We start from the raw sequence: 17983 nt of genomic DNA on the forward strand, positions 1-17983 counted from the left end.
CGATCGGGGGGTAGTTACACGCGGTTGAGGTCGAAGTGCGGGCGCTGGGGCTTGCCGTACAGGCTGAGCGCGCCCTCCGGACCGGTGGCGTTGGGCCGGATGAAGATCCAATTCTGCCAGGCCGAGAGGCGAGCGAAGATCTTGCTGGTGTCGTTCTCGGCGCCGACGAAGCGCAGGTTGGCCTCCATGCCGGTGAGCGCGTCGGGCGACAGGCTGGCGCGCTCCTCGATGGCGACGCGGGTGTCGTCGTCCCAGTCGATCTTGTCGAGCCGCACCGTGACGAGGCCGGCGTCGTCGGCGTCCTCGGGGCCCATCAGCTCCTGCCGCTCGCGCAGCTCCTGCACCTTGCTCGGATCGGCGGCTAGCCTTACGGACAGGCGCGAAGGGCCATGGCTCATCGGCAATGCCCCGAAGTTCAGGGGGCCGAGGCCGACGCGCACGTCCTCGTCGTCGAGCAGGTAGAAGCGGTCGGCCGCCAGCGCGAGCTCGAGCAGGCAGCCGGCGAAGGCCGAGTCGGTGCCGTCGCCGAGGGCGAAGAACGAGCGGCTGGTCAGGTCGAGGCGACGCAGCACGCGGGCCATGTGCAGCAGCACCTCGTTGACGAACCAGTGGTCGCGGGCGGCGAACAGCGCCCGGTCGTGCGCCAGCACGCGGCCCGCGTCGCCCTCGGTGCGCAGCAGGACGAGCCCGACGTCGAGCAGGTTGAACCGCAGCCACAGCAGCGCGTCGTCGAGCTCGCGCATGGCCCGGAGCGCCCACAGCTGATCGCCCGCGGCGTGGATGGCGGCGCCGCCCTGCTCGACGATCGCCACGTCCTCGGCGCTCGGGCCCCGGACGGTGACCGTGGCGGTGCGCGCGGCCGGGTCCCAGCTCAGGGTGACGTGGCGGTAGCTGCGGCGGTTCTCGCCGCGGTCCGGGGTGATCGGGCCGAGCTTGACGCCGACGCGCTCGCCGGACCGCAGCTCGACCTTGCGCTCGGCCGAGGCCTTGGCCTTCTTGGCGACCTCCTGCTCGAAGCGGCTGCGCGAGAACACGGCGTCGACGAGGCCCCACTGCAGCGCACGCTTGCCGCGCACGCCCTCGGCGGTGGTGCAGAAGATGTCGGCGCGGTCGCGCCGGACCTTGCGCTTGTCGACCACGCGGGTGAGGCCGCCGGTGCCGGGCAGCACGCCGAGCAGCGGCACCTCGGGCAGGCTGACGGCCGAGTTGCCGTCGTCCTGCAGGTAGATCTCGGCGCACGCCAGCGCGAGCTCGTAGCCGCCGCCGGCGCAGGTGCCGTTGAGCGCGGCGAGGTAGACCTGGTCGCTGTTGGCGGTCGCGTCCTCGATCTCGCAGCGCGTCTCGTTGGTGAACTTGCAGAAGTTGACCTTCCACGCGTGCGTCGAGCTGCCGAGCATGAAGATGTTGGCGCCGGCGCAGAACACGTTGTCGTGGCCCGAGGTGACGACGACGGTGCGCACCTCGGGGTGCTCGAAGCGCATGCGGCGGACGATGTCGGCCAGCTCGATGTCGACGCCGAGGTCGTAGCTGTTGAGCTTGAGCTCGTAACCGGGGCGCAGACCGGCGGCGGCGTCGACCCGCATCAGCACCTTGGCGATCGCGCCGTCGTACTGCACCTGCCAATGGCGGTACCGCGAGGGATCGGTCTCGAACTCGACGGGGGGGTGTTGCTGCGGCGAAGCGTCCATCGCAGACAAAAAATTACATGGGCTCGTCGCTTCGTGTGCCGCACTTCCAAGTGTGCTCTCGCACGGCTTGGAAGGCGCGTGCGGTGGGCCGGGGGAGCTGCGTGGCGATCGCCACGCGACCGTCGACGACGTCGCGGATCGACGCAGACCCGTGTGGACGCGCACGCGTGTGCGCTCGCACGGATCGCGGAATTTCGGGCTTCAACGGTGTTCTACGGCGAAGTTCGCCGAGTTCCTTCGGCGCTCGGCCGGCGGTGAATGACCTGTCCTTTGGGACAAGTCGTGTGCTGACTCGCCGCGCCGCATCACGAGGTCCGAAGGCGCAGCGATCGTCGCGAGCGTCGCGGTCGCGAAGATGACACGCGTCGTGCTGCGTGCGTCGGGCGCCGCGTCGCGCTGCGACGCAGCTGTGTGCATCCGCACGCGATCTGTCCCAGAGGTCTGGATCTCTTCTGGAGCGCGACTTCAAGCCGCTGCGAGTGCTAGACAGCCCTCGTGCTCCGCGGCGTCCTCTTCGACCTCGACGGTGTGCTGGTCGACTCGCTGGCCTCGATCGGCGCTTGCTTCAACCACGCGCTGCAGACGCTCGGTCGTCCGCCGCTGCCGCTGGCGTCGCTCCGGCCGCTGATCGGGCCGCCGCTCGAGGAGAGCGCGCAGTCGGTGATCGGCGACGACCCGCAGCTGCTCGCGCGCTTCATCGCCGCCTATCGCGAGCGCTACGCGGCGACCGCCGTCGACGAGACGCGGCCCGCCGCCGGCCTGGTCGATGTAATGACCGAGCTGGCGGCCCGCACCGACCTCGCCGTGGCGACCAGCAAGCCCGAGGTGTTCGCGCGGCCGATCCTCGCCGGCCTCGGCGTCGCCCACCTGTTCCGGGCGATCTGCGGCCGCTCGCTCGAGCTCGACGCCGAGCCGAAGGCGGCCGTGATCGCTCGCGCCTTGCAGACGTTCGCCGGCCGCGCCGAGGGGCTGGTGATGGTCGGTGACCGCCGCCACGACGTGGTCGGCGCCGCGGCCCACGGGATCCCGACGATCGGCGTGCTGCACGGCATGGGCAGCGAGGACGAGCTCCGCGCGGCCGGCGCTCGCTGGCTGGCCGCCGACCTCTGCGCGCTGCCCGGGCTGCTGCGCGAGATCGAAGATCAGTTCTGATCACCCGTTCGTATTCCAATAATATGGAATGATGGCACATGCCTGTAAGGGCATGTCCGGAAGAGCACGTTTTGTCGGGGGCGCGACCGGGTTTCGCAGCGCGAGCGGGCTCAGCAATACGGAGCGTCGAGTGAGGGAGGTCGGGGAGATCGCTCCGGCGCTCCGGCCCGAGAAATGGTCCGTCGCGGGGTCAACCGATGGTCGCGGTGCCTCGCGTCGAGTCGACCTCCTTCGCGGCCTGGGCCAGTCGGTGAGCCCGCGAGAGCCGGAGCCGAGGAAGGGCGATCGCGGGGAAAAGCGCGACGCAGACGAGGGCGGCCGCTCAGCCTTCGCCTGTCCTATGAGACAGCCAGGCGACCAGCTCGAGGTGCGGGGTCTGGGGCAGGGTGTCGTAGGCGCGGAGGTGGCGGAGGACGTAGCCTCCTGCCTGCAGCACGGCGAGATCGCGGACCAGAGCGTCGGCGCTGCAGCTCATGATCTGCAGCCGCGGCGCGGCCAGCCGGACCAGCGCGGCGGACACGGCGGGGCCCATGCCGCCGCGCGGCGGGTTGGCGACCACGAGCTCGGGGCTGCGCCCTGCCGCTTGCTGGCGGGCGAGGAACACCTCGGCCGGCTCGGGCGGGACGCCGAGGGCCGCGGCGCTCTCGGGGTAGGACTCGCACGGGACGACCTCGGCGAACTCGCGGCGCAGCAAAGCCGTGGTCACCCCGGCGCCGGCGTAGAGGTCGAAGGCGAGCGCGCCGCGGTGCGGGGCGCCGGCCTCGTCGGCGACGAGGTCGCGGTAGGCGAGCTCGGCGACGCGCGGGTTGGGCTGCAGGAACCCGAGCGGGCCGACCTCGACGGGGACGCCGGCGAGGCTGACCGAAAGGACAGGTTTCCCGCGCAGCGGCACGGGCGGGTCGCCGCGCACGGCGTTGCCGCGGCCGGCCTGCACGCTCCAGGCGATGCCCGCCGGGAGCTTCAGCGCGTCCGGCAACAGCTCGGCGGCCCGGCTCGGGCGCGCGGCGGTGATCAATGTCAGCAGGACGTCGCGGCCGTCGGTCTTGAACCAGGCGTAGCGGAGGTCGCCGGCGCCGGTCGCCTCGTCGTAGGGCGCGATCGCCAGGGCCGAGGCGGCCGCCTGCAGCTCGCGCGCGGCAGCGGCGATGGCAGGGTGGTCGACGCGGCAGTCGTCCATGGCCGCCGGCTCGTGGGAGCCGCGGTGGTAGCTGCCCACGAGGACATGTCCCGAAGTACCGGTGACGACGCGCTTGCTCGACCAGCGGTAGCCCCACTCGTCGGGGCTCGGGACCAATGGGCCGGGGTCGAGGCCGTGGCGGCGGACCAGCGCGGCGCGCTTGAGCTCGCGCTGGGCGGCGACGTCCAGCGCCTGCAGCGGGCAGCCCGAGCACGCGCCCGCCCGGGGGGCCGCGCCGGCGTCGCTGTGCGGGCACGGCGGCGCGCGGCGGGCCGGGTGGGCCTGCAGCAGCGAGACGAGCCGCGCGTGGGCCCGCGGGGCCTGGCGCGAGGCGTGCTCGACCCGGACCTCGGCGCGCTCTCCGGGGTAGCCCCCGGGGACATGTACGAAAGTACCGGTACTCTCGGCCAGCCCGTCGCCCTCGGGCGTGAGCAGCTCGAGGTCGACGATCAGGACGTCGCCCGCGCGCACGCTCACTCGACCATGCCGAGGCCGGCGAGGACCTCGAAGTACTTTGGGAAAGTCTTGCCGACGCAGCCGGGGTCGCGGATCGTGACGTGGCCGGCCAGGCTGAAGGCCATGGCGACGCGGTGGTCGCGGTAGGTGTCGATCGCCGCGCCCTGGATGATCTGCGCCGGCGGGGTGATGTCGAGGCCGTCGTCGTGCTCGACGACCTCGGCGCCGAGCTTGCGCAGCTCGGTGGCGGCCGCGGCGATCCGGTCGCTCTCGTGGTGGCGGAGCACGTCGACCCCGCGGATCCGCGTCGGCCCCGCGGCGTGCAGCGCCAGCACCGCGGCGGTCAGCGTGGTGTCGGGCATGTCCGACAGGTCGAGGTCGACGCCGTGCAGCGCACCGGTCCCGCGGACCAGGGTGATCTCCGGCCCCTGCAGGACGTTCGCGCCCATGCGCCCGAGCACGTCGCAGAAGCGGGCGTCGCCCTGCTGGCTGGTGCGGCCGAGGCCCGGCACCCGCACCTCGCCGCCGTAGATCGCCGCCAGCGACAGCAAGTAGGTCGCGGCCGAGGCGTCGGGCTCGACCTGGTAGTCGCGGCCGCGCAGGGTGGTCGGGCTGACCTCGAGGACATCTTGCTCGAGCCACCGCGCGTCGGCCCCGAAGTCGCGCAGGCAGGCGAGGGTCATGTCGACGTAGGGCCGGGCGGGGGTGCCCTGCTCGAGCACGACGCGCAGCGGGGCCTCGGCCAGCGGGGCGGCCAGCAGCAGGGCGGAGATGAACTGCGAGCTCGGCGGGCGGGCGAGGCGGACCTCGCCGCCGCGCAGGCGAGCGCCGCGGATCTCGCACGGCAACATGTCGTCGCTGCCGAGGCAGCGGATGTCGGCGCCCTGGGCCCGCAGGGCCTGCAGGAGGCCCTCCATGGGGCGCTCGCGCATGCGCGCGCTGCCGTCGACGACGCAGGCGATCGGCGAGGCGGCGAACACGGCGGCGAGGAAGCGCGCGGCGGTCCCGGCGGTGGCGACGTCGATCGGCCGCTCGGGCTCGTCGACCCGCGGCAGCGGGCCGCCGACGCCGACCACCCGCACCTCGCCGGCGTCCTCGCTGGCCTCGCAGACGACGCCGCAGCGGCCGAGCGCGGCGCGCATGACCTGGGTGTCCTCGGAGTCGAGGCAGCCGCGCAAGACGGATGTCCCTTCGGACATGGCCGCAAGGACAAGCGCGCGGTTGGTCAGGCTCTTCGAGCCGGGCGGGGTGAGGGCGGCCACGATCGGGCCGGGCGGGGGGCGGACGCGGACTTCGCTCGTCATTGTATGACCTCGAATTCGACGCGCCCGACCAACTGGTCGTCCTCGGTGACGACGTCGATGCTCCACGGGCCGGTGCGGTCGGACGGGATGTGGAACGAACGCAGGGTCGAGCGCAGGCGGACGCTGCCGGGCGGCGGGTCGGCGGCCGGCTCGCTGGCGCCGCGCTGGACCTCGAGCCCGCGGTGGCGCCACACGTGCAGCAGGTTGTCGCCGCGGCCGCCGGGGGTGACGACGTCGGTGAGCGCGTGCATCTCCGTGATCAGCGACTCGTGCAGCGCGCTGACGTGCATGCTGAGGCGCCCGTCGGGCAAGAGCGTCGGCCCGACGGCGCCGACCGAGACGTACATCGGCACCGGCGGGATGCCGCGCCGGCCGGCGTAGGCGACGAACACGGCCGCGCCGACCGCGGCCATCAGGGCGAAGAACCACGCCGGCTTGAGCAGGTTCTTGAACGGCACGTGCATGGTGAAGAACACCACCGTCGCCAGCGCGGCCGCGGCGAGCAGGGTGACGAGCGTGCGCGTGTCGGGGAAGATCGCCGGCAGCACCAGGTTGAGGCAGGCGAACAGGATGAACAGGTAGACGATCGAGGCCGGGGCCTTGTAGCGCATCAGGACCTGGTCGAACACGACGTCGACGGTCGACAGCAGCGCCAGGAGGCCGAGCAGGTAGAGGAAGAAGCGGTTGTCGGCGTCGAGCGTGGCGGCCTTCCAGTAGAAGGGCACCAGGAAGAACAGCATGCTCTGGTAGAGGTTCTTCAGCGCCGTGGTCATCACGTAGAAGCGCAGCTTCGACTTGGTGTCGGTGACCTTGTCTTTCTGCCCGCGGCCCTGGCCGAAGTGGCGGAAGAACAGGACGATCACCAGCCAGCCGGCGCACAGCAGCACGACCATCCAGCGCGCGCGCTCGTAGCCCTCGGCGGCGTACATCATGACGAACGCGCCGAAGGTCATGGCGTAGGCCGAGTGCAGCCACCACAGCAGGTGGCCGTGCTTGGCGAAGAAGGCGCGGAGCCTGGCGAAGCGCTTGACGGTGGCGAGGTCGCCGGGCGACATGTCCCTCGGGACATTCGACGGCTCGCCCATGTCGTCGCCGACCTGCGCCAGCTCGGCCGCGGCCACCTGCAGCTCGGGGCTCAGCGACGCGGTCGGCGTGGCCGGCTCGGTCGCGACCGGGACGACGTTCGCGTCGGTCGGCTCGAACTTCGGTTCCTGCGGCGTCTCGGCCATCCGAGGGGTGAGGATGCGCGATTCACGAGCCGGTGCCAACCGTCGTCGTCGCGGTCGGGTCGCCGGTGGCGCTGGTCGAGGTCGTGGTGGTGCCGGTGCCGTCGGTCTCGCCGGACCCGCCGGTCTCAGGCACGGGCTCGGGCCGGTCCGTGGCCCACTGCACGCGCTCGGCCGTGAAGTTGAAGTACATCCACACGCCCTGGCCGTAGAGGCCGTGGTTGTCGATGTCGCTGAAGGTGTTCATGGCGTCGACTTGACAGCCGGCGCCGCCCGCGAGCACGTTCCACGGGACGAAGCTGATGCCGTTGGCCTGCCCGGCCGGCAGCATCGCCGTGGCCGCGGGCATGAAGCCGCGCAGCGCGCCCTGGACGAGCTTCTGCGGCTCGCCGTCGACCGCGTAGGCGGCCGCGATCTCGACCTCGACGAGGGCGAGGTCGAGCGGCAGCATGCCCGCCTGCGCCGCCAGCCGCACCGGGGTGCCGGGGATGGTCTCGCTGACGAGGCACGGGGCGGCCGGCTGCGGCGGGGCGTCGTAGGCCGAGTTGAGCGAGTTGGGCTCGGTGCCGCCGCAGGCGCCGACGTCGCGGTTGAAGGCGTCGACGTCGACGGTGTGGGTGCCGGCGACCATGCGGTCGGTGCAGTTGGTCGGCTCGCCGGCGATGCACAGCGCCGACACGAACTGCAGCTTGGTGACCGCGCTCTTCGGGTCGAGCGGCCGCAGCACGAGCACGTTGCTGACGTCGTAGTCGGCGATGCCCTGGGCGATGAAGCCGTTGAGCGTGGCCGTCGAGTCGGTGCACACCCCGAGCACGGTGTCGAAGGTGTAGGTGTGCGGGTCGACGAGCTCGAGCGAGGTGATCCGGAAGGCCACCGGGCTCTCGGGCGGCGGGTCGGGACACACGCCCGTGTTGGCGCACAGGCCGTCGAGGTATTCGTTGCTGTAACAGCCGCCGGCGACGCCGACCGCGAGCGCCAGCGCGGCGCGCATCAGAGCGGCGATGGGGCGGCGATCGGCGGCGAGCAAGGCGGCGCCATGATAGCGAAAATCCGCGCCGCCCGGCCGCCGCCCGCGATGTGTGTTGCCGCCGCCCGGCGCCTGTCGCACCATCTCGCCCATGAACTCGCTTATTCCGGCGCGCGGAGGCCTGGGCGCCAGGTCGACGGGCGCCTCGACTGTGAAGACGACGAAGACGACGAAGACGAGGTCGTTCGCGCCGATTTTGCCGCTCGTCGCCGGGATCGCCTGCCTCGCGGGCGCGTGCGAGCTCCGCGTCTACAACGAGAGCGAGTCGGCCTCGGACAGCGACACCGGCAGCACCACCGGCACGACCGACGGCGACGGCGCGCCCGAGGTGTGCCTGCGCTACGTCGCCTGCCTCGAGGAGATCGACGCCGAGGCCGGCGCGGAGGCCGAGGCCACCCACGGCGCGAACGGGAGCTGCTGGTCCGGCGACGAGGCGGCGGCGGCCGACTGCCTGGCGCTGTGCGACGCGCAGCTGCGCAACTACGCGAAGGCGTTCCCCGAGGTCGCGGCCTGCGAGGACGAGGGCATCGTGTCGGACGTCGAGTTCGAGATCGGTCAGGCGGTGTTCGACCCGGTCGACCCGTTCCTGCCGCCGGTCTACGAGAAGCTCGAGCCCGGCGGGACGATGCCGGTGGTCCGCGGCGGCCAGGGCCTGCTGATGCTGCCGTTCGGCCTCCGCGGCAAGAACTTCGTCATCACCGAAGACCCCAACGACTGGGACAACCCGAAGATGCCGCGCGTCGACATGTGGGTCGACATCGACGGCCACAACGTCGGCTTCGGCGGCCACTTCGCCCGCCTCAACAACTACTCGGTCGGCTTCTACCCGCTGGACGACGGCATGGGCACGCTCGAGCACATGTACATCGCCATCATCGTGCCCGACGCGATCGCCGACCCGCAGACGCTCACCGGCCAGCAAGGCAAGGTCCACATCGAGCTCAACACCTTCGGCGAGCCGGCGGCCATCCAGGAGCTCGAGTTCGTGGTGGCGCCGGAGATCCAGGAGTATTGAACAGGCCATGAGCAGTTCGGACCGCGAATTCATCCCCGTCCACGTCGCCGTGCTGACGGTCTCCGACACCCGCACGATCGAGACCGACACGTCCGGCCGCCTGGCCGTCGACCGCCTCACCGAGGCCGGTCACCGCGTGATCCGCCGGGCCATCGTCCGCGACGACCGCGAGGCGATCTGCGCGGCCCTGAAGGGCTTCATCGACGACCCCGAGGTCGAGGTCGTCATCACCACCGGCGGCACGGGGGTGACGCCGCGCGACGTCACCCCGGAGGCGCTCGCGCCGCTGGTGACCAAGCCGATCCCCGGCTTCGGCGAGCTGTTCCGCTGGCTCAGCTTCGCCGAGATCGGGACTTCGACGATCCAGAGCCGCGCCGAGGCGGCCCTGTGCGGCACGACCTACGTGTTCCTGCTGCCCGGCTCGACCGGCGCGGTCCGCACCGCCTTCGACAAGATCCTGCTGCAGCAGCTCGACCACCGCCACCGGCCCTGCAATTTCGTCGAGCTGCTGCCGCGGATCCGCGGCGAGCGCCCGGGTTGAGCGCGGATGTCCCATGGGGCATGTCGCGGAGGGCATGCCACAGACGTGCAGCGGGCGCGGCTGTGCCGACGATCCCCGCGTTCCCGTACCTGCGCGCGGTCGGGCCGTGAGGGAGGATGCGCCGGGCGTGAGCGTCGAGGGAGACGGCGCGGCCTCGGCGTATGTCTCTCTGGCCATGTTCTTCGCGCAATGTCACAAAGAACATGCTCCGCGGGGCATGTCCCTCCGAGCAGCTACGAGGCGCTACAGCAGCTGCTGGCCGGCGACCAGGTCGTAGACGTGGCCCGGCAGGGCGATCCGGAAGCCTGCCGCCTCGACGCGGGCGCGGTAGAGCTCGAGGTTGTCCTCGTGGTGCATGATCACGAGCTTGCGGCGGACCGCCTCGGGCAGCGCCTCGAGCTTGTCGAAGAAGCCGTGGACCTGGCCGGGGTAGTCGATGAAGGTGCAGTCGTGGAAGTAGATGCTGGTGCGCGGCTCGATGCTGTGGAGGAACGCGGCGTCGACGGTGCCGTCGCCGGACCACCAGGCGATCTTCGGGCTGTGCGGGTCGTCGCCGACGTGCAGCTCGAGCGCGCACGACGGCTTGCCGGGCACGTGCTCGTTCTCGCGGGTGACCACGCGCAGGCCGTCGACCTCGAAGGTCTCGGAGTGGTTCCACGGGTTCTTGCGCGGCGGCTCGACCGCGGTCGGCGCGATGACGTCGAAGAAGTGCTGCAGCGTGCCGCAGCGCAGGTTGCCGCGGCCGTCCTGCAGGTAGCGCAGCGACGGCGCCAGCGTCTCCCACACCTCGTCGCGCACGGCGCTGTGCGAGATGTACTTCGGCAGCGGCCCGCCGCGGCTCGAGGCCATGACCTCGGCGTGGGTCTCGAAGTAGCGGACGAACGCGAAGTCCTCGAGGCCGAAGACGTGGTCGCCGTGGCAGTGGGTGATGATCTGGCCGTGGATGTCGTGCCAGGCGTAGCCGGCCGCGTGCAGCTGGTCCGGCGCCTGGCGGCCGCAGTCGAGCAGCCAGCGCTTGCCGTCCCGCAGCGTGACCATCGAGCAGGTCGTCCCGTAGCGGCGGGAGAACGCGCCCCCCGCCCCGAACAGGCGCAGCGTGATGGTTTGACTGCTGGCGGACACGACCTTGTCGTTCGTAGTGAAGCGCTCGGATGCGGCGATGCAAGCCCTCGGGCCGCGGGGCCGCGGGGACGGGCTCAGAGGGTCCAGGTGGAGCGGTCGACGCCGTCGCGGACGAGGACCCCGATCGAGCTTAACTCAGCTCGCAGGCGGTCCGCCTCTTTCCAGTCTTTTTTGGCCCGCGCCTCGTCGCGGAGGGCGACCTTCCGCTCGACATCGTCCACGTCGAGCCCGAGCCGCGCGGCCTTGCGAGCCCGGCGCTCGAGCAGCCAGGCCTCCGGATCGGCGGCGAACAGCCCGAGCATCCGCGAGACGGCCGGGAAGTCGGCGAGGAAGCGGCGCAGCGTGGCCGTGCGACCGGCGGCGGCGCCCTTCTTCTTGGCCTCGAGCAGGCGGTTGATCTCGCGCAAGGGCTCGCTCAAAGCGGCCACGGCCGCGGCCGTGTTGAGGTCGTCGCGCAGGGCCGCGGTGAACGCGGCCAGCATCCCGGCCACCGCCGCGGAGACGGTGTTCTCGGGCCCGTCCTCGGACTCGGCCAGAGCGCGGCGAGCGCGCGCGAGGGTGTCGTAGACGTAGGCGACCCGCTCGTCGGCCTCTTCCAGGCCGGGGAAGCGGATGTGCGCCCGCAGGCGCTCGCGGTCGAGCGCGGCGCCGCACGCCGGGCACGCGCTGCCCTGCTGCGCCTCGGTGTCGAGCGCGCGCGCGCACGCCGGGCACGGCACCTCGACGTCGAAGTTGATGCCCGAGCGGTAGTGGACCCCGAGCAAGAACCACCGCACGGCCTCGGGCGGATAGAGCGCGGTGACCTCGCGGATGGTGAAGAAGTTGCCGAGGCTCTTCGACATCTTCTCGCCGGCGAAGTCGACGAAGCCGTTGTGCATCCAGTGGCGGGCGAAGGTGCCGGCCCCGCACGCGCCCTGCGACTGGGCGATCTCGTTCTCGTGGTGCGGGAAGATGAGATCGCGGCCGCCGGCGTGGAGGTCGAAGGTCTCGCCGAGGTGGACCTTGCTCATCGCCGAGCACTCGATGTGCCAGCCCGGCCGCCCGGGGCCCCACGGGCTCGGCCACGCCGGCTCGCCGGGCTTCTCCGCCTTCCACAGCGCGAAGTCGAGCGGGTTCTCCTTGAGCTCGCTGACCTCGACCCGCGCGCCGGCCTGCATGTCGTCGAGGCTGCGCTTGCTCAGCGCGCCGTAGGCCGGGTACGCGGCGACGCGGAAGTACACGTCGCCAGCTGACTCATAGGCCAGGCCGCGGGCGATCAAGGTCTCGATGAGGGCGATGATCTCGGGGATCGTGCCAGTGACGCGCGGCTCGACGTCGGGCCGCAGGCAGCCGAGCGAGTCGAGGTCCTCGTGGTAGGCCGCGGTGTACTTGGCGGCGACCTCGCCGGCGCTGATGCCCTCGACCTGAGCCCGCTTGATGATCTTGTCGTCGATGTCGGTGACGTTGCGGACGAAGGTGACGCGGACGTCCTGCTCGCGCAGGAAGCGGACCACGGTGTCGGCACAGATGGCGGAGCGGGCGTGCCCGACGTGGCTCAGATCGTAGACGGTGGGGCCACACAGATAGAGGCCGATGTGTCCCGGCTCGATCGGCTCGAGCGGGCGCTTGCTCCCGCTCATGGTGTCGTAAAGAAGCAGCGTGGGCGTCGTACTCATCTCGGGCGAGGCAGTGTGCCTCATGCCCGCCGGGCGCGCCACCCTGCGACCAGGCTGGCGACGTTCCACCCGACCACCAGCAGCACCAGGCACCACATCGCCACTTCGAGCCAGCGGTCGCGCGGGCGGACGCCGACGTCGATCACATAGCCCTGCGGGTCGACGACGACCGGCCGTTCGAGCCGCACGGCCTTGACGTCGCCGGGGGCGAGCACGAGCCGGCCGGCCTGCAGCGGCCGCGGGACGAGCTTGCCGTCCTGCAGGTCGAAGCCCGGCTTGGCGTTGTCGCCCGGCACGAAGCTGAATTTGCCGTCCTCGACAGTGATGTCGCTCGCAGGCACGGGGTAGCTGGTGATCCACGGCAAGATCACCGCGCCCACGCTCGGGTCGGCCGGCTTGGCGCCTTCCGGGATGACCGCCGCGACCGACAGCTTGGCCTGCGCCGACTCACGCTCGCCGGCGGGCAGGCGCACGTAGAAGCTGTAGAAGCGGGTGCTGGTCTGCTCCGGCGGGGCGTAGTACGGGAAGCCGAGCGCGGCCACGGCCGCCTCCGCGGACGCCTGCGAGTCGAAGCTGCTGCGCCCGAGCTGGATTTGCACGTCGGGCTGCTCGACCACCAGGGTGACGGTGGCCTTGGTGCCGAGCGTGATGCTCTCGCCGGCGGTGTCGACGACGGTGAGGGCGTCGCCCTGGCGCTTGCCGAGCGCGTCGAGCAGGGCGGCGGGGGTGGCGTCGCGCTCCTCGACGATGCGCTCGCCGTCGAAGTGCTGCTGGATGGCGACGAAGTTCGGCGAGTCGGCGAGCCGGCGGATCCGGCCCTCGAACACGCCCTCGAACTGCTGCGGCGCGGCCTCGGTGGTCCGCGGGATGGCGGCGAACAGGCTGCCGCCGCCCTCGATGATGCGCAGGTAGCCGATCGTGCGCCCGCTGCCGCCGCCCTTGGGCTCGATGCGCAGGCGTGCGGCGTGCTGGACGTCGGGGGTGCCCCGGAGGACGACGTAGCTGTCGTCGAGGTCCTCGGCGAGGCCCTTCTCGACGAAGGCGGCGGCGTCGCCGAGGTCGCGGGGCTCGCTGCCCTGCAGGAAGTAGCGGACGTCGCCGAACATCCAGTAGAGCAGGTAGCCGCCGAGCGCGACCACCGCGACGTCGATGATGGGAGAGCGGCGCCGACGCGGGGCGCCGGCCATGGAATCGGACCCCGAGGGCGGGGGAGTGTCGTCTGCTGGATCCGTCGCTTCGCTCACGACAACCTCGCAAATCCAGGGCCGGAGGCCCGTGCAGCCGTTTGGGGCCGGAGGCCCGTGCAGCTATATCACAGTGGCGTGCGGCCGGTGGGACCGCGGCGGCGGGGGGAGGTTCCCCCGTCACTCGCGAAATACCCAGACCTCGCGGGTGGCCTCGATGTCGTCGCCGTCGCGAGCGGTGACGAGGATCCGGTTGCTGCCCGGCTCCAGCGGCACCTGCGCGGCGAAGTCGAGGCTGCGGGCGGCGGCGCCCTGATGCGCGGGATTGGCCCGGTAATCGAGCTTGCGCTCGACCTGGGCGGTGCCCGGCGGTTTGACGGCGACGACGACGTCGCGGACCCGGCCCTCGTGGCGCGCGGTGCCGCGGATCTCCACCGTATCGCCGGTGGCCACCGGAGCGACCGGGTCGACCTCGATCACCGGCGGCTGCACCAGCAGGGCCGGCCGGTCGGGCAGCTTGCTGCCCTTGCCGACGGCGCCGCCGGGCTTGACGAGGTCGCTGGGCAGCCAAGCGCGGCGCCCGGGCCCGGCCGCGACGGCGCTCCATCCGCCGGCGGCGCCGAGGATGTCGAGCGCGGTGCCGCCGGCGACCTCGGCGAGCTGGCGCGCCTGGCTGTCGGCCGCGTTGTAGAGGCGCACCGGCTCCTCGCCGGCGACCACGCGCGCGGGCCCGGCGACGAAGCCGGACGCGGGCGGGCCGAGCGGGACGTCGAACTTGTGGCGCACGCTCTCGCGGACGACGACGTCGGCGACGATGACCTCGAGCTCGACGGGCTTGTTCGGGTCGGCCTGCTCGCTGACGCTGAGGCCGAAGGCGCCGCGCACGGCGGTCTTGGCGGGGATCTTCCCCAGCTGCAAAAAGCCCTCCTCGAGCAGCACCTGCGCGCCGGACATGTTGTGGATCAGGGCGCGCGCGTCGGAGCTGTCGGCGCCGCTGTCGTTGCGGATCTCGAGCGCGAGCAGGACCTGCTCGCCGGGCTGGAGGACGCCGTCGCCGTTGCCCTTGACCGCGAACGGCGGCTCGCCCGGGATGGGCGGCGACTTCGGCCGCTGCGGCGCGGCGGTCGCCAGCTCGGGGTCGTCGACGATCCAGTAGTCGTAGGCGAAGCGCGGCCGCGGCAGGCCGGCGATGTCGAAGCGCACGGTGGCGGTGGCGTCGGGCGCGGGGCCGGGCTCGCCGGCGTGGACGTCGACCCGCAGGGTGTCGACGAGGTCGGTGTGCCAGGCCATGACGTAGAGGCGGACGTCGCGGCTGACGGTGGCGCCCGGCTCGATGCGGCCGAGCAGCAGCTCGATGCCGTCGAGCTCGTCGCGCAGGCAGTCGGTGATCACGTGGACGCGCTCGGCCGGCTCGCTGCCGGTGTTGGTGACCTCGACGCGCAGGGTGAACGGCTGGCCGGCGGCGATCTTCTTGTCGTCGACGACGCGCGCGCGCAGCTCGAGCGCGGGGTCGCTGCCGGCCCCGAGCGCGCCGGTCCAGTCGATCTTGGTGGCGGCGATGCCGTCGGCGATCTTCTGATCCTCGCGGGCGGCGATCTCGCCGGTCAGCGCGGCGAGCCTGGCGGCCCGCTGCTTGCTGTCCGAAAGGCCAGCCAGCGCGTCGGCGACGTCGCGGGCGATCTGCACCTCCGGGTCGGCCATCGCCGCGGGGCCCTCGCTCGGGCGCGGCAGCGACGTGCCCTGGCGGCCGGCGAAGTAGCGCAGGCGCGGCTCGTCGCCGGCGGCCTTGCCGGCGAACGCGGCCTCGTGCTTGGCCGAGGGCAGGTGCGCGACCTGGGTCGACTCGCGGCGGCGCTCGAACCGCTCGGTGTCGAAGTAGTTGGCGACGGCGACGATCTCGCTGAGCTCGACGGGGTAGATCGAGAGGTCGGGGCGCACGCCGACGGTCTGGATCTTGGTGTCGCCGGCGACCTGGTACTCGGCGATCGTCATCTTGAGCGCGAGCTCGCGGCCGTAGAGGTTCTGCGGCTTGAGCAGCTGGACGGTGCCCTTGCCGAAGCTCGGGCGGCCGACGACGACGCCGCGGCCGAGCGCCTTGACGCCGCCGCTGACGATCTCGGCCGCCGACGCCGAGTCCTCGTTGATCAGCGCGACCACGGCGGCGTCGGCCGGCAGGTTGACCTCGGGCGCGGCGTCCTCGGCCTCGCGGCCCATCGCCGAGCGCACGATCACCAGCTCGCCCTCGGCGACCAGCGCGTCGACGACCTCGACCGCTTGCGTCAGCAGGCCGCCGCTGTTGTCGCGCAGGTCGAGCACCACGCCGCGCAGCGCCTCGCCCTTCGGCGTGAGGTCGGCGATGGCCTTGCGCACCTGCTCGCCGGTGTTCTCCTGGAAGGTGGAGATCTCGAGGTAGGCGATCTTGCCCGGCAGCAGCGAGGCGGTGACGCTGTCGACGCGGATGATCTTGCGCGTGATCGTCAGCGTCAGCGTCTCCTGGCCGCGCTGGATCTTGACCGTCACCTTGGTGTCGACCGGGCCGCGCAGCATCAGCTGCGCGTCGGGGGAGCGCAGGTTGACGGTGCTCTGCTTGTCGATCTGCAGCAGCAGGTCGCCGTCCTTGAGGCCGGCGGCCGCGGCCGGGCTGTTCGGCAGGACCTTGACGATCCGGATCCGCCGCTCGTCCTCGCGGATCTCGGCCCCGATCCCGCCGAACTGACCGCGCGTCTTGACGCCGAGGTCGGTGTGCTCCTCGGGCGTGAGGAGGATCGTGTGCGGGTCGAGCGGCGCGAGCATGCCGTTGATCGCGGCGTACTCGACCTTGTGCGTGGCCTCGGCGTCGAGGCGCAGGCTGTCTTGCACGAACGCGAGCACCTCCTCGAGGCGGTCGGCGACGCTCGGGAGGTCGGTCAGGCCGGCGAGCGAGAACTCGCGGCGGAAGTCGGCCACGGTGACGGTGGCGGTGTCGCCGGCGACGGCGGCGAAGAACTCGGGCGTGTTGAGGCCGAGGTGGCGCAGGGCCTCGGCGAACTGCTCGCGCGGGTCGATGCGCTCCTTGTCGAAGTACTCCTGCTGCACGACGTAGGCCGCCCACACGGTCAGCGGGAAGCGGCGGCGGTCGAGCTGCAGGCGGGCGGCGACGTCGATTTCCGGTGCGGCCGCCTCCTCGGCCGGGCGGGCGGCCGCCGCGGCCTCGCCGGGATCCTTCGCGGAGCACGCGCAGAGCAAAACGGAGGCGAGACCCGCGGCGAGGCGACGAGCGACCATCGGCGCTAGCATAACGTCCGGCGGCCCCTGCCGATGGCCGATGTGGGGGCATCGGGGGCAAATCTACGAATCATCGCGACGATGATGGTTTTCATTGCGAGCGGATCTCGCGCCCCCAGCCAAGTCGCTTGAAACACTGATCATGCCCCCTGGCACGGGACAGGCATGTCAAGTTTTCCGCTTGCGCACCACGAACCTGCTCTCCCTCGTTGCAGCCGTGCTCGTGGTGGGTTGCGTCGACGCGCCCATCACTCCGGAGCACATCTTGCCCGACGGGCAACTCCGCTCCGATCTGTCGTCGTCCCAGGCCGCGTTCGCGGCCACGCCTGCTCGCCCGGTCGGGCACGCGGTCCAGGTCGCGGCCGTGCTGGCGGCGCAGGCGGCCGGGCCGCTGGTCGACGCCGCCACATTCCCGGCCGAGGCCGGCTCGGTCCACCTGCACCTGCGCGCCGACAGCCTGCTCGAGCCGCGCCCCGTGACCTTCGTGTGGACGCACGGTGACTCGCGCGAGGAGGTCCCGGGCGTCCTCGCGCCGACGACCACGCTCGCGCTCGCGGCCAGCCATCCGCTGAACCCCGACGAGCGCGGCCGGTGGAAGGTCGAGGTGTTCACGCTGGCGGGGGACGAGCCCGCGCAACTGCTGCTCACCCGCGAATTCGAGGTCCTCTAGACGTCCTTTGCTTGGTGGCGTCGAGTCGTGCGACGCCCGCGGTCCAGGCTGGACCGCGGGCGTTTTCTATTTGCGGCCGGCGCTGGCGGCGGCGGGTTCGTGCCCGTACCATCTCGGGCCATGGAGAGCCAGCAAGGCAGCATGACCCCCGAGGAGATCGACGTGTTCGCCCGCGGTCTGCACCACCTCGCCAGCGTCGACGGCATCGACCCGCGCGAGGCGGAGCTCATCGCCGACTTCCTGCGCGAGGCAGGCGCCAGCATCACGATGGACGACCTGAAGGGCACCAGCTTCAGCAAGTTCGAGGCCGTGCAGGTGCTCGACAAGACCTACCTGCGCCGGATCTTCCTCAAGACCGCGATCGCCCTGGTCCACCGCGACGGGCGCACCAGCGTGGCCGAGCGCCTGGCGCTCGCCGAGCTCGCCGACGTGTTCGGCCTGAGCAACGTCGAGTTCGTCGAGCTCGAAAACGAGGCCCTCAGCGCGGGCCTGGCCTGAAAAT

Annotated in this window: 14 protein-coding genes; 5 read left to right on the forward strand and 9 right to left on the reverse strand. The window is 71.9% G+C overall.

Translation table 11 applies throughout. The features are described 5' to 3' along the window. Positions 1 to 14: 14 nt before the first annotated feature. Positions 15 to 1688 carry a 2,3-epoxybenzoyl-CoA dihydrolase gene (boxC, locus tag NAEX_RS21935; RefSeq protein WP_096329427.1) on the reverse strand — a complete coding sequence of 558 codons (1674 nt, stop codon included), beginning with the start codon at positions 1686 to 1688 and terminating at the stop codon, positions 15 to 17. A gap of 495 nt (positions 1689 to 2183) precedes the next feature. Between boxC and NAEX_RS21940 the strand changes: the two genes are divergently transcribed. Next, positions 2184 to 2840, forward strand: a complete 657-nt coding sequence (locus NAEX_RS21940; RefSeq protein WP_096329428.1) for an HAD hydrolase-like protein — start codon at positions 2184 to 2186, stop codon at positions 2838 to 2840. A gap of 322 nt (positions 2841 to 3162) precedes the next feature. On the opposite strand, the gene NAEX_RS21945 is transcribed toward NAEX_RS21940, so the two are convergent. The 4 genes from NAEX_RS21945 to NAEX_RS21960 are packed head-to-tail and all read right to left on the reverse strand — an operon-like array spanning position 3163 to position 8030. Continuing rightward, complete coding sequence (locus NAEX_RS21945; protein WP_143140220.1) at positions 3163 to 4488, reverse strand: class I SAM-dependent RNA methyltransferase; 1326 nt, start codon at positions 4486 to 4488, stop codon at positions 3163 to 3165. Positions 4489 to 4490: 2 nt separating this feature from the next. Beyond that, positions 4491 to 5777, reverse strand: coding sequence for a 3-phosphoshikimate 1-carboxyvinyltransferase (gene aroA / locus NAEX_RS21950; RefSeq protein WP_096329430.1), 1287 nt, complete (start codon positions 5775 to 5777; stop codon positions 4491 to 4493). Continuing rightward, positions 5774 to 7006 carry a DUF5924 family protein gene (locus NAEX_RS21955; RefSeq protein ID WP_096329431.1) on the reverse strand — a complete coding sequence of 411 codons (1233 nt, stop codon included), beginning with the start codon at positions 7004 to 7006 and terminating at the stop codon, positions 5774 to 5776. Before NAEX_RS21955 ends, aroA begins: the two co-directional genes overlap by 4 nt. A gap of 22 nt (positions 7007 to 7028) precedes the next feature. Then, complete coding sequence (locus NAEX_RS21960) at positions 7029 to 8030, reverse strand: hypothetical protein (protein WP_143140221.1); 1002 nt, start codon at positions 8028 to 8030, stop codon at positions 7029 to 7031. A 91-nt stretch (positions 8031 to 8121) separates the two neighbouring features. On the opposite strand from NAEX_RS21960, the gene NAEX_RS21965 reads away from it, so the two are divergent. After that, on the forward strand, positions 8122 to 9045 hold the full coding sequence (locus NAEX_RS21965) for a hypothetical protein (RefSeq protein WP_143140222.1): 924 nt from the start codon (positions 8122 to 8124) through the stop codon (positions 9043 to 9045). Positions 9046 to 9052: 7 nt separating this feature from the next. Beyond that, the gene (moaB, locus tag NAEX_RS21970; RefSeq protein ID WP_096329434.1) at positions 9053 to 9586 is read left to right on the forward strand and encodes a molybdenum cofactor biosynthesis protein B; all 534 of its coding nucleotides are present in this window, start codon (positions 9053 to 9055) and stop codon (positions 9584 to 9586) included. A 243-nt stretch (positions 9587 to 9829) separates the two neighbouring features. On the opposite strand, the gene NAEX_RS21975 is transcribed toward moaB, so the two are convergent. The 4 genes from NAEX_RS21975 to NAEX_RS21990 all read right to left on the reverse strand — a co-directional run bounded on the left by NAEX_RS21975 (position 9830) and on the right by NAEX_RS21990 (position 16811). Continuing rightward, positions 9830 to 10708, reverse strand: coding sequence for an MBL fold metallo-hydrolase (locus tag NAEX_RS21975; protein WP_096329435.1), 879 nt, complete (start codon positions 10706 to 10708; stop codon positions 9830 to 9832). Positions 10709 to 10782: 74 nt separating this feature from the next. Continuing rightward, complete coding sequence (gene cysS / locus NAEX_RS21980) at positions 10783 to 12363, reverse strand: cysteine--tRNA ligase (RefSeq protein ID WP_096333696.1); 1581 nt, start codon at positions 12361 to 12363, stop codon at positions 10783 to 10785. A 20-nt stretch (positions 12364 to 12383) separates the two neighbouring features. After that, entirely contained in the window at positions 12384 to 13550 is a 1167-nt protein-coding gene (locus tag NAEX_RS21985; RefSeq protein ID WP_096329436.1) for a hypothetical protein, read from the reverse strand. 177 nt (positions 13551 to 13727) lie between these two features. Further along, a complete protein-coding gene (locus NAEX_RS21990) occupies positions 13728 to 16811 on the reverse strand; it encodes an MXAN_5808 family serine peptidase (RefSeq protein ID WP_170135899.1) in 3084 nt (1027 codons plus the stop codon). Positions 16812 to 16992: 181 nt separating this feature from the next. Between NAEX_RS21990 and NAEX_RS21995 the strand changes: the two genes are divergently transcribed. Further along, a complete protein-coding gene (locus NAEX_RS21995) occupies positions 16993 to 17481 on the forward strand; it encodes a hypothetical protein (RefSeq protein WP_143140224.1) in 489 nt (162 codons plus the stop codon). Between the two features lie 120 nt (positions 17482 to 17601). Beyond that, positions 17602 to 17979 carry a hypothetical protein gene (locus NAEX_RS22000; protein ID WP_096329439.1) on the forward strand — a complete coding sequence of 126 codons (378 nt, stop codon included), beginning with the start codon at positions 17602 to 17604 and terminating at the stop codon, positions 17977 to 17979. The last annotated feature ends 4 nt before the right edge of the window (positions 17980 to 17983 follow it).

Origin of the sequence: Nannocystis exedens, assembly GCF_002343915.1 — a bacterium.
GTDB lineage: Bacteria > Myxococcota_A > Polyangia > Nannocystales > Nannocystaceae > Nannocystis > Nannocystis exedens.